Source organism: Methanolinea sp. (genome assembly GCA_016699325.1).
Lineage (GTDB): Archaea > Halobacteriota > Methanomicrobia > Methanomicrobiales > Methanospirillaceae > UBA9949.
Genome location: CP064971.1, coordinates 307,144 through 319,250 on the forward strand (window position 1 = coordinate 307,144; position 12,107 = coordinate 319,250).

At 57.0% G+C, this 12,107-nt stretch carries 11 protein-coding genes; 8 read left to right on the forward strand and 3 right to left on the reverse strand.

The annotated features are described in order from the left end of the window. Nucleotide 1: 1 nt before the first annotated feature. The 3 genes from dnaK to IPI71_01600 all read right to left on the reverse strand — a co-directional run bounded on the left by dnaK (nt 2) and on the right by IPI71_01600 (nt 3,854). The gene (gene dnaK, locus IPI71_01590) at nt 2–1,837 is read right to left on the reverse strand and encodes a molecular chaperone DnaK (GenBank protein QQR71245.1); all 1,836 of its coding nucleotides are present in this window, start codon (nt 1,835–1,837) and stop codon (nt 2–4) included. Between the two features lies 1 nt (nt 1,838). Beyond that, entirely contained in the window at nt 1,839–2,360 is a 522-nt protein-coding gene (locus tag IPI71_01595; GenBank protein QQR71246.1) for a nucleotide exchange factor GrpE, read from the reverse strand. Between the two features lie 126 nt (nt 2,361–2,486). Beyond that, entirely contained in the window at nt 2,487–3,854 is a 1,368-nt protein-coding gene (locus IPI71_01600) for a phosphoadenosine phosphosulfate reductase family protein (GenBank protein QQR71247.1), read from the reverse strand. 127 nt (nt 3,855–3,981) lie between these two features. On the opposite strand from IPI71_01600, the gene purH reads away from it, so the two are divergent. The 8 genes from purH to IPI71_01640 all read left to right on the forward strand — a co-directional run bounded on the left by purH (nt 3,982) and on the right by IPI71_01640 (nt 12,100). Further along, on the forward strand, nt 3,982–5,466 hold the full coding sequence (gene purH / locus IPI71_01605; GenBank protein ID QQR71248.1) for a bifunctional phosphoribosylaminoimidazolecarboxamide formyltransferase/IMP cyclohydrolase: 1,485 nt from the start codon (nt 3,982–3,984) through the stop codon (nt 5,464–5,466). 63 nt (nt 5,467–5,529) lie between these two features. Then, nucleotides 5,530–6,321, forward strand: a complete 792-nt coding sequence (locus tag IPI71_01610; protein ID QQR71249.1) for a DUF4013 domain-containing protein — start codon at nt 5,530–5,532, stop codon at nt 6,319–6,321. Nucleotides 6,322–6,405: 84 nt separating this feature from the next. Next, a complete protein-coding gene (locus IPI71_01615) occupies nt 6,406–7,914 on the forward strand; it encodes a 2-isopropylmalate synthase (protein ID QQR71900.1) in 1,509 nt (502 codons plus the stop codon). After that, nucleotides 7,886–9,562, forward strand: coding sequence for a biosynthetic-type acetolactate synthase large subunit (gene ilvB / locus IPI71_01620; GenBank protein ID QQR71250.1), 1,677 nt, complete (start codon nt 7,886–7,888; stop codon nt 9,560–9,562). The genes IPI71_01615 and ilvB overlap by 29 nt, the downstream gene beginning before the upstream one ends. Continuing rightward, a complete protein-coding gene (gene ilvN / locus IPI71_01625) occupies nt 9,559–10,041 on the forward strand; it encodes an acetolactate synthase small subunit (GenBank protein QQR71251.1) in 483 nt (160 codons plus the stop codon). The genes ilvB and ilvN overlap by 4 nt, the downstream gene beginning before the upstream one ends. Then, nucleotides 10,029–10,709, forward strand: coding sequence for a hypothetical protein (locus tag IPI71_01630; protein ID QQR71252.1), 681 nt, complete (start codon nt 10,029–10,031; stop codon nt 10,707–10,709). Before ilvN ends, IPI71_01630 begins: the two co-directional genes overlap by 13 nt. Before the next feature lie 675 nt (nt 10,710–11,384). Further along, the gene (locus IPI71_01635) at nt 11,385–11,825 is read left to right on the forward strand and encodes a flavodoxin (protein QQR71253.1); all 441 of its coding nucleotides are present in this window, start codon (nt 11,385–11,387) and stop codon (nt 11,823–11,825) included. A 125-nt stretch (nt 11,826–11,950) separates the two neighbouring features. After that, complete coding sequence (locus IPI71_01640; GenBank protein QQR71254.1) at nt 11,951–12,100, forward strand: hypothetical protein; 150 nt, start codon at nt 11,951–11,953, stop codon at nt 12,098–12,100. Nucleotides 12,101–12,107 lie beyond the last annotated feature (7 nt).

The window sequence follows — 12,107 nt, forward strand, 5'->3', positions numbered from 1 at the left end:
CTCACTCGTCTTTCATGGTGTAATCAGCATCAACCACGGTGTCATCGTTTGCGCCAGCCGGGCCCGCTTCCCCTCCGGCCTTCGCCTGTTGTTCGGCCTGTACCTTCTGGTAGATCTTGGTGGTCACACCGTATACTGCTTCGGTGAGTGCCTCCATCTCTTTCCTGATCGCTTCACTGTTGTCCTCTTCGAGAGCCTTTCTAACGGCATCGATGCAGCCCTGGATCTTCTCCCGGTCACCTGTATCCATCTTGTCTCCGCTCTCCTTCAGCATCTTTTCGGCATTGAAGACTGCAGAGTCGGCCAGGTTCCGGAGCTCGATCTCCTCACGTTTTGCCTTGTCCTCGGACTCGAACTGTTTTGCAGCATCCACCATCCTCTTGATCTCGTCCTCCGAAAGTTTCCTGTCGCCCTTGATGGTGATGGCCTGCTCGTTCCCGGTCCCGAGATCCTTTGCCGAGACATGGATGATACCATTGGCATCGATATCGAACGTGACTTCGATCTGGGGTATTCCCCGTGGCGCGGGGGGAATCCCGGTCAGCTGGAACCTCCCGAGCGTGAAATTGTCCTTGGCGAGGGCCCGTTCTCCCTGGACGACATGGATCTCTACGCTGGTCTGGCCGTCGGCGGCGGTGCTGAAGATCTGGCCCTTCCGCGTGGGGATGGTAGTATTCCGATCGATGAGCTTGGTGGATATACCGCCGAGCGTTTCGATACCCAGGGTGAGCGGGGTCACGTCAAGGAGGACTATATCCTTTGTCTCTCCGGTCAGAACCCCTCCCTGGATAGCTGCTCCGAGCGCCACGCACTCGTCCGGATTGATGCCCTTGTCCGGATCCTTGCCAAGGATCTTCCTGATTGTCTCCTGGACGAGCGGCACCCGGGTTGATCCACCAACGAGCAGGACATGGTCGATCTGCTCCGGCTTCATCTTCGCATCGCTCAATGCCTGCCTGACAGGCTGCACGGTCAACTCAACAAGGTCACCGATGAGCTGCTCGAGTTTTGCCCGGGTAAGATCGATGTCCAGGAACTTGGGGCCCGAAGGAGTCGAAGTGATATAGGGCAGGTTGATGGTGGTCTTCATCGTCTGGGATAGCTCGATTTTGGCATTCTCGGCAGCATCCCGGAGCCGCTGCATGGCGATAGGGTCGGACTTCAGGTCGATACCTTCCTTCTTCCTGAACTCTTCGATCAGCCAGTCCATGACCCGCTGATCGAAATCATCACCGCCGAGATGATTGTTCCCGGACGTCGCTTTCACCTCGAAGACTCCGTCTCCGAGAGTGAGGATGGAGACGTCGAACGTCCCTCCGCCAAGATCGTAAACGAGCACGGTTGCATCATGTTCCTTGTCGATCCCATAGGCCAGCGCACTTGCGGTTGGTTCGTTGATGATCCTGAGCACCTCGAGTCCGGCAATCTTGCCGGCATCCTTGGTTGCCTGGCGCTGGGCATCGTTGAAGTATGCAGGAACGGTGATGACTGCCCTGGTAATCTTCTCCCCGAGGTAGGCTTCTGCATCGATCTTCATCTTCTGCAGTACCATCGCCGAGATCTCCTGGGGGGTGTATTGCTTGTCGTCGATCTTCACCTTTTCCGAAGAACCCATCCGCCGTTTTATGGAATGGATGGTGCGGGTCGGGTTGGTGATCGCCTGCCTTTTCGCCAGGCTCCCCACCAGGCGCTCGCCTTCCTTGGTAAACGCAACGACAGACGGAGTGGTTCTTCCACCCTCGGCGTTTGGTATCACGATGGGTTTTCCTGCCTCCATGATGGCCATGCAGGAGAACGTAGTCCCGAGATCGATTCCGAGCACTTTATCCTTTGACAAATCACTCACCTTCTTTTCCTTTCGAAACCGCCACCTTCGCGTAGCGGATTACCCGATCGTTCATGCAGTATCCCTGGCAGAACTCCTCGACGACAATCCCTTCATCGCAATCCGAGGGGATGGAGGCAACCGCTTCATGCTCGGCAGGGTTGAAAGGTTTACCCACCGATTCCAGCGGCCGGATGCCATGCCGTTCGAGGATGCTCCTGAAGAGCTTGTGGATCTGTACCAGCCCTTCCCGAGCTCCTGAATCTTTTTCTTTCAGGGCCCGTTCGAAATTGTCGATCACCTCTAGGAGCTCGGTGGCGAACTCTTCGATGGCAAACCTGACCCGGAGATCGAAATCCCGTTCCGTCCGTTTCCTGAAATTCTCAAAATCAGCAGCAAGACGAAGAAACCGATCGTTCAGTTCCTGGTACTCTTTCTGCAGCTCCCCAGGGGAGGGGGATGCAAGTTCAGGGGAAGATTCTTCGTTCATTTCCCGAACTGGCTCGATAAATTCCTCCTCTTTGTCCTGAGTCATAGGTCGATCAGATAATTATTGCATTGTAGTTCTATAAAATCATTTCTTTACATACCCGCCGGAAAACGACGGCTGGGAACGGTGGTCCCAGTGGTCCCACAACCAGCGTGGGGGGAAAAACCCTGGTTACCCTTCCTTTGCGGCGTGGGACATGTTCTCCCGGCACAGCTCCTGCATCTTGGGAGGGGGATGTTTCCATCTCCACAGCCCACAGCCGATAAACTCAGGGGGGAGGCCCTGCTTTCCCGCATACTCCTGCAGGACCGTGAGCCATCGGTGATGCAGGTCCGGATGAACGGTCCTCACCAGTTCAAACTCACTCTCCAGCATTGCCGGACACATCCAGCACCCTACGCGCTCAAACCCCATCTCGTAGAGCGGGTTCACGGCGAGCCTGCGCCACCAGGTGTAGAGGAAGACTTCGAGCGCTCGCCAGTTCCGGACAGGAGAGATATTCAATTGGCCGGGGTGGAACGGGTTTTCGCTGACCGGAGGCAACCCTGCCCTGGAGAAGGATTCGTAATACCGGTTCCCCTGTATGGTTACACACTCACCTTTCTCACCGAGCCACAGCTTTACCGGGAGGAGCTTTACCAGCTCACAGCACCACCGGTTATCCTTTGTCGGGAGCCCTTGTTCTGCGATGTGCCTGAGAAGACCTCCTCCTTCGAGCCGGACCGCGATTCCCATCTCGTCCACAAATGAGAGCGTTTCTGGAAATTCCATCCCGGTATCGATGAAGTAACTTTCTGTCACACCAGCCCTCCTGGCAAGCTCAAGGGCCACGGTGCTGTCCTTGCCTCCCGAAAAGGAGACGTTCACGCGCGGACGGTCGTACATATGCCGGCGGATGAACCGGACGGCGTGCCGCTCAAGGTTCTTCAGGTGAATCCGGTTCCTCTCCACCGCGACATTCCAGCCCGGATCGGGATATTCGCTCACCGGCACAACGCCAATCTTCCTGATTTTCAGACGGTCTCCGGAAAGAATCCCCGTCCCGGCCATCCCGCGAAACAGGACGATGACCGGGCCGTCCGTGAGATCGGTCCAGACTGCAACCCGTTTTCCCCCTATCTTCCGGCCGGAAATCGCCTCTGGTTCCCGGCACGCCGTCTCAAGGTCGATTATCCCGGCCCGGGCACGGGGGAGCAGGAAAGGAAGCGCTTCCTGTTCAGGGACAAAGGACCAGCGCCTGGTGCAGGGATGAAACGAGAGCCACCCGAACCGGGCCCCGTTGGCAATCACCAGGTCGTTCCGGTCGAGCCCACCGGCCTTATTGAAGAGGATTATCTCTGGAAGATCGCCGGTACCAAACCTCTGGAGGAGGAGGGTGGAAAGCATATTCCGGTCGGTGCCGAAAGCGGGACGTACGTCGTAGGGTCGGAGGAGTGGTATTCGTTCTCCCTGTCCTCCGCATGCGCAGCCCTGCCCGAGCAGGGGGACATTGCAGCGGGGACACCAGTAAAGCACCTTCTTGATGGGAGGCTCTCTCATCGTGTTCACATATTGAAGGGCCGGGGGGATAACCCTTCACAAGGAAGAAGCCCGACAATACCGGTTCCCCGCACTGCTCCTGCCCCCGGGGTCAACCTGATAACCGATCATGTCACAGTAGTTCTTCATGAAGTGGGCGCTCATCTCAGTATGGGACAAACGGGGGATCGTGGAACTGGCACGGGCGCTGGCCGGTCACGGGGTCGGGATCCTCTCCTCTGGCGGGACCGGCCGCCTGCTCCGGGAAGCAGGCATCGGTTTCACCGAAGTTGCAGCGTATACAGGCTCCCCGGAGATGATGGACGGGCGGGTCAAGACCCTCCATCCCAGGGTGCACGGGGGCCTGCTGGGGCGGCGGGGTATTGACGACCCTGCAATGTCCGAACACGGTATCCACCCTATTGACCTCCTGGTAGCAAACCTCTATCCCTTCGAGGACATGTCTGCAACCATTTCCGATCTTGCGGAGCTCACCGAGTATATTGACATCGGGGGGCCGGCGATGATCCGGGCAGCAGCAAAGAATTTCCGCAATGTTGCGGTCGTCACCAGTCCGGCCGATTATGGTCAGGTTCTCGATGCACTTGCCGCAGGAGGCTTTTCCCAGGAACAGCGATTCGAACTGGCAAAAAAGGCGTTTGCCCTGACTGCCGCGTATGATGCTGCGATCAGCAATCACTTCCAGAGGATAGGCCGCGACCTCCCTGAAATCTTCTCCATCCAGGTGCGGAACGGCAGGAGGCTCCGATACGGGGAGAACCCCCACCAGAAGGGCGCTGTCTTCGGTGAGACCGGCATTGCTGCTGCAGTCCCGCTCCAGGGAAAGGAGATGTCCTACAACAACTACCTTGACCTCCATGCTGCTGCCGGCCTGATTCGGGAATTCGATGAGCCTGCAACCGTCATCGTGAAACACAACAACCCCTGCGGGGTCGCGGTTGGCAATCACGTCCTCGAAGCCTATGTCCGCGCCCGCGATGTCGACCCGGTTTCGGCCTACGGATCGGTCGTCGCCGTCAATCGCGAGGTCGGGCTCCCTCTTGCCGAGGAGATATGTTCGACTTTTGTTGAAGTCCTTGCCGCACCGTCATTCACCCCTGATGCCCTGGAGGCCATGGAGAGGAAGGAGAACATGCGGGTCCTGGTCCTCCCCGGCCCGGTATCCGGACCCGAGTTCCGGACTATCGATGGCGGGCTCCTCCTGCAGGAGACACCTCCTTACCGTGAGCACTGGAAGGTGATAACAGACCGCGATGCGACACCGGATGAGCTTACGGCACTCACCCTGGCCTGGAAAGTCTGCAAGCACACCAGGAGCAATACCATCATCTTTGCCGACCGGCAGCGGACGCTCGGAATCGGAGCAGGCCAGATGAGCCGCGTGGATGCTGCAAAGATCGCTATCGACAAGTCCCTCTTCTCCCTGGTCGGGTCGGTGGTCGCGTCCGATGCCTTCCTGCCGTTCCCAGACACCCTGGAGATCGCTGCTGCCGCTGGAGCAACAGCCCTCATCCAGCCGGGTGGATCGATCCGCGATGCCGAGGTGATTGCCGCGGCAAACACCCTGAGCATGGCCATGATCTTCACCGGGGTGCGCTACTTCCGTCACTGACCGGTCACGATACTTATTTTAATCCGTTCACCGGAACGTATGAGTGAAAGACAGGTGAATTACATGGACTTTGGAAAATTACTGGGTGATTCCTTTGGATATACCAAGGATGGCCTGCTGGGAAATCCGGTGACCTGGATCCTGCTGATAGTGCTGTCAGTGTTACCCGTCATTCCGTTCGGTCTTGCGCTGCTGGCAATGATCCCCTTATTCATGACCGGAACGGTAACCGGTATTCCGACGGTTATCGCGGCCTTTGCCGTTGCACTCATCGTGGCATTGCTGCTCGGAACATTCTTCATGGGCTACATGGTGAAAATATTCAGGGGAGAGGTTCCCCTGCCGGCCGTCTCAGGCTTCGGAAAGATGTTCTCAGATGGTATCAGGTATCTCCTCATCGAGATTATCTACACCATCCCGGTCATCATCATCCTTGCATTTTCGATCGGGGCTGTATTCATGGCCGCACTCTCGACAGGGCCCGACTTCGAGGCCCTTCTCCCGCTCATCGGAGGAGCCATTCTTGGCATTCTCATCGCCCTGATTGTCGCTATTATAATCGGACTCTTCGCGATAATCGGTGTGGTACGGTTTGCCCGGACAGGCAGGATTGGCGAGGCATTCAATTTTTCAGCCATCATTGCCACGATTGGGAGGATCGGCTGGGGTTCCTACATACTCGCCCTGATCATCGGGGGGGCAATCGTCCTCGTTGTCCAGGTCGTTCTGGGATCGATCCCCTTTATCGGGGGAATACTCCAGTTGATCATCTCTCCGTTCCTCACGGTATTCTTCACCCGGTATGTGACCCTGCTATACGAGAGCGGTGAGCGGGATGTCACTGTCCAGGCTTAAATAATCTTTTTTTACCGGCCTTATCCAAATGCTTAAGTATCCATGACCACCAGCTGTACTTCTGTGGTGGAATTTCCATGACAGATCGTTTTATTCTCTAGCGAAGTACGCTTTTTTGATACCACCTTACGGGACGGGGAACAGACTCCCGGCGTCTCATTGAAACCCTCTGAAAAACTCGAGATCGCACAGCGACTATCCGACATCGGCGTGCATGTCATCGAGGTCGGGTCGGCGGCGGCATCAGAGGGAGAGCGCCAGGCACTAAGGCTCATCTCATCAGCCGGGCTGGCAGCCGAGATCTGCACCTACGTCAGGGCTGTGCAACAGGACATCGATTATGCTGCTGATTATGGTGCGGACTCGGTGCACCTGGTCATCCCGGTTAGCGACCTGCACATCGAGAAGAAGCTGCGAAAGACCCGCCAGAAGGTATTAAAGATGGCCATGTCGGCGGTAAACTACGCCAAGGAGCGTGGCCTCATCGTGGAACTGTCCGGTGAAGACGCCTCCCGTGCCGATCCGGCATTCGTCCGCGAGGTTTACCAGGAAGGGCTTGCGCAGGGAGCCGACCGGCTCTGTTTCTGTGACACGGTCGGGCTTCTTACCCCTGATCGGGTTGCGGAGATCATCCCCCCGCTCTGCCTGGCACCGCTCTCCATCCACTGCCATGATGACCTGGGGATGGGGATGGCCAATACCATGGCCGCTCTCCGCGCAGGAGCAACCTGCGCACACACCACGGTCAACGGTCTCGGCGAGCGGGCCGGTAACGTGCCATTCGAGGAACTGGTAATGGCCCTCGAGATCCTCTACAATCACCGTACCGGGATAAAGACCAGGGAGCTCTACCCTCTTTCAGTACTGGTCTCCCGCCTGACAGGTGTGGGTCTCCCGACCAACAAGGCCATTGTCGGAGAGATGGCGTTCACCCATGAAAGCGGAATCCATGCTCATGGGGTCCTCCGCGAACCGAGCACCTACGAACCGGTCCCCCCGGAGATAATCGGAAGGAAGCGGCGTATCCTGCTCGGAAAGCACTCCGGTTCTGCCTCGGTCGAAGCAGCACTGACCGAGCTCCATTACCACCCTGACGAACGCCAGTTGAGAGAGATCCTCATGAGAATCAAGGAACTCGGTGACCAGGGGATGCGGATCACCGATGCCGACCTCATGGCTGTGGCTGAAGCGGTGATGGCCATCGAGTGCCGGCCGGTCCTGAAAATGAAGCAGTTCACTGTGGTGAGCGGGAGCAATGTCATTCCCACTGCTTCGGTCACCCTGGATGTACTCGGTGAAGAGATAACCAGCGCTTCCACGGGGACCGGGCCGGTTGACGCGGCTATGGGGGCACTCCGCAAATCGGTTGCGGCCGTTGGCGATATCGCGCTTGAGGAGTACCACGTTGACGCAATACACGGCGGGACCGATGCCCTCGTGGACGTGACGGTAAGATTAAGTAAAGACGGAAAGATAATTACCTCTCGAGGCGCCCGCACAGACATCATAATGGCAAGTGTCGAAGCGGTTATCGCCGGAATGAACAGACTTTTGAGGGAAGAACATGAAGACCGGAGCAAGAATCCTGGTTGAAGGGCTGCAGCGCGAAGGGGTTGAGACCATATTCGGGTACCCCGGTGGTGTAGTGTTGCCGATCTATGATGAACTCTACGACTCGTCATTGCGGCACATCCTTGTACGGCATGAACAGGCGGCCGCGCACGCTGCTGACGGGTTTGCCCGTGCCAGCGGCCGTGTCGGCGTATGCCTGGCCACGTCCGGACCGGGAGCCTGCAACCTCGTGACCGGGATTGCGACGGCTTATATGGACTCGGTCCCCATGGTGGCCCTCACCGGACAGGTCCCGACCAGCCTGCTCGGGAACGATGCATTCCAGGAATCGGACATCACCGGCATCACGCTCCCGATCACCAAGCATAACTACCTGGTGAAGCGCACCGAGGATCTCGGGCACGTGCTCCGGGAGGCCTTCTACATCGCGGGTACCGGGAGGAAGGGGCCGGTCCTGATCGATCTGCCGAAGGATGTCTCGAATAAGCCGATCGAATACGAATTCCCGGAGTCCGAACCGGTCATGCTCAGGGGTTACCAGCCGACCATCCGCGGACATGCCAAGCAGATCGACAAGGCGCTCGAACTGATCTTCGAGGCTGAGCGGCCCCTTGTCTATGCCGGGGGAGGGGTGATCTCTTCCGACGCATCGGAGGAATTGATATCCTTCGTCGATACGATGGGAATCCCCATCACCACCACCCTGATGGGACTCGGCGCGGTTCCCTGTGACCATCCCCTGAACCTCGGGATGCTCGGGATGCACGGGACCCGTTCGGCCAACTTCGCGGTGACCGAGTCCGACCTCCTGATCGCCATCGGTGCCCGGTTCGACGACCGCGTCACCGGGAAACTGGACACGTTTGCCCCCCAGGCAAAGATCATCCACATCGATATCGACCCGGCCGAGATCGGGAAGAACAAAAAAGTTGATGTCCCCATCGTGGGAGACACGAAGTCGGTCCTCCAGGACATGCTGGTAAAGGTCCGCAGGAAGAAGGAGTATGACCGGTGGCAGGCCAGAATCCGGGGATGGAAGGAGAAACACCCCCTCACCTACAGGAGAGATGGTGTGCTGCGTCCCCAGCTGGTGGTCGAGAAGCTCTCCGAGCTGCTCAAAGGCGAAGGGATCATCGTGAGCGAGGTCGGGCAGAACCAGATGTGGACCGCACAGTACTTCTGCTTCAGGAAACCACGGACCTGGATCACATCGGGCGGGCTCGGCACCATGGGCTACGGTTTCCCGGCCGCCATGGGAGCCCACTTCGCGCGTCCCGACCAGGTTATCTTCGATATCGCCGGCGATGGGTCCTTCCAGATGAACATCCAGGAACTCTCCACGGTGGCGACCAACAACATCCCGGTCAAGGTGGCCATCCTTAACAACCGGTTCCTGGGAATGGTCCGGCAGTGGCAGGAGCTCTTCCACGACCGCCGCTACTCATTCACCGAGCTCCCACCGGTCGACTTCGTGAAAGTCGCCAATGCCTATGGCGTGGAGGGGATGCGGGTGGAGTCCGCGGATGACGTTGTGCCGGCGCTCACGGCGGCGATCGATACCGATGGCCCGTTCATACTGGATTTCAGGGTGGAGCGGGAGGAGAACGTCTTCCCCATGGTCCCGGCCGGGGCGGCAATCAACGAGATGATCGGGGGTAACGTGGAATGAAGGCCCACACCCTCAGCGTGCTCGTCGAGAATAAGGCCGGGGTCCTCTCCCGGGTGACAGGCCTGTTCTCCCGGCGGGGGTTCAACATCGAGAGCCTCGCCGTGGGAGTATGCGAGGAGCCGGGCATGAGCCGGATCACCATCGTCTGCATCGGGGATGATGCCCAGATCGAGCAGGTGATGAAGCAGCTCAACAAGCTAATCGACGTCATCAAGGTCTCGGACATCACCGAGAACGAGCGGGTGGAGCGGGAACTGGCCCTGATCAAGGTCTCGGCCGACCCGGGAACCAGCCGCGCCGAGGTCATGCAGGTTGCCACCATTTTCCGGGCCCAGATCATCGATGTGGGTTCAAAGACGGTGACCCTCTCGGTCACCGGTGATGCCGAGAAGATCGATGCCCTGGAAAAACTCCTGCGCCAGATGGCGTCGCCATCCAGAAAGGAAATGTTCAGGATAAAAAGCATATGCAGATGCTGATCCGGTTATGCTCGAGCGTTCTTCCTGAAGGCAGTCTTCTGGTGTTTGACTGGGGGGAATACCCAGGAAAACAAAGGATCCGCGATCTGAAGTTCCATTATTTGACCCTGAAAGCAAAGAAGAAAGGACCATACCGGAACGAGATAACGATCTACCATGCCAGGAAAGAAAGCCAGGTTTCATTCGTTTCTGGCAACGGTCTATTCATGTGTCAAAATCGGGATGGCGAAGAAGTCCGTATATTTTTTTGTGACGACCTGGCCTGTGACCGTGGACGAAGAAAGCAAGGAAACTTGAGAAAGACCGGGAAAGAAGGGAAAGGTTCCACAAAGAAGGTTGAACGCGGAAAAGATCTCGGCCAGTATATCGCTCCTGAGGGTTGGATCATCGCCCGTGGTCATCTCCAGAAGATCATTGGCGATATCCCCAACCCCTATGTAACCGGTCTTGAAGGTTTCTTCGTGCTTGAATCAACCATCGATGATGATCCCGAAAACATCCTGAGCCTACAAAAAATCGTGACCGTGCAGAGAAGTTCATCCGGGACCTCAAAGAAGGGAGCCGGCCGATCCGGCACTGGTCCAAACGACGTGGTGATCAGGTGTATGGGTCGTTTCCTCACCAAAGTCCGGGGAGTTGGACACAACTTTTCTGTAAAGATCCCGTGAAAAATCTGAAAGTCCTCAAAATTATCTCACGAATTTGACACTTACGATCCTTCCCTTCTTTTGGGTATCCTGTCAAGATCATTTCCAACTTCTCCCCAAAAACGCCCCCCCCGCGGGGAGATTTTATCAAGAGATATGGTAGCCTGGAGGCGCCAAATCACTGGTAAATTGCTTCTGGCGAATTGGGTTAAGTCGTTTAAATTTGATGGAAGTACTGAAAAGTGGCGAAGTTAGGTATATAAACACGTAATTTCCAAAAAAAACGTGTTCTCTTATTTGGTGATGCTCCACTGAATTTCAAATCCCGGTTTATCACAACCGATAATTCGCATTAAACTGATGACACACGCAGGAAGACAGGCCACTCGTGGACTGGGGCAGGGGTGAGGTCCTCAAAGACCCGGGGTATCGAAAGAACGAGGGCGGGCAGGGTGATGACTATCGCAAATACGTCGTCTGCAATGGCGTCCAGGCGGCCTTTCGGCCAGGAAACCCATTGGCCTGTCTTTTTCTGCTACGGCATTCATGGCATACCCGTCTGATTTCGTCCTTTCCCCGGGAGAGATGTGAGCCCGGCATACTGTTCCTCCCAGGACAGGTAACCCGGTTCTGCCGCTTCATGCGCCTGTTTTTTCTCCCACCACCTTTATCCCCTCCCTCACAGACCTTGCATCCATGAACATCCTCATCATCTACAAGTCCTACAGCAAGATGAACACCGAGAAGGTCGCAAAGACCATGGCCGAAGCCATGAAAGCGACGCTGAAGAAGGTCGATGAGGTCGGGCCGGAGGAGATTGCCCGGTATGACCTGGTCGGGTTCGGGTCGGGCATCTATATGGGCAAGTACCACAAGTCCCTGTTCAAACTTCTCAAAAAGGTCCCCCGCCTGGATAAAGACGTCTTCCTCTTCCATACCGCAGGAGGTCCGGACGAGAAGTACGATAAGCGCATGGAAGAACTGCTCACCGGCAAGGGTGCCCGGATCGTCGGCAAGTTCCGGTGTCCCGGCGCCGCCGGATTGTTAGGGTTCACCTGGGCAAACAAGGGTCATCCCGATGTGCAGGATCTGGAGAACGCCCGGGCGTTTGCGAAGCGGCTCGTGGAAGGGGAATAGGGGCTCCTCACCTCACAACAGGGTTCGGATCCCGTCCCTTGTGTAGGTCAAGAATTCCCCGGGGCAGGGGGGGACTTTACCCCCTGCGAACTTCTCAAGACGCTCGCGATCTGAAGTCCCGTTACTTGACCCTGGAAGCAAAGAAGAAAGGACCATACCGGAGCGAGGTAGCGATCTGCCATGCCAGGAAAGATAGCCAGGCCTCATTCGTTTCCGGCAACCGGGTATATTCATGTGTCAAATACCGGGATGGCGATGTGTTTTTATTTTCCTGACACGATA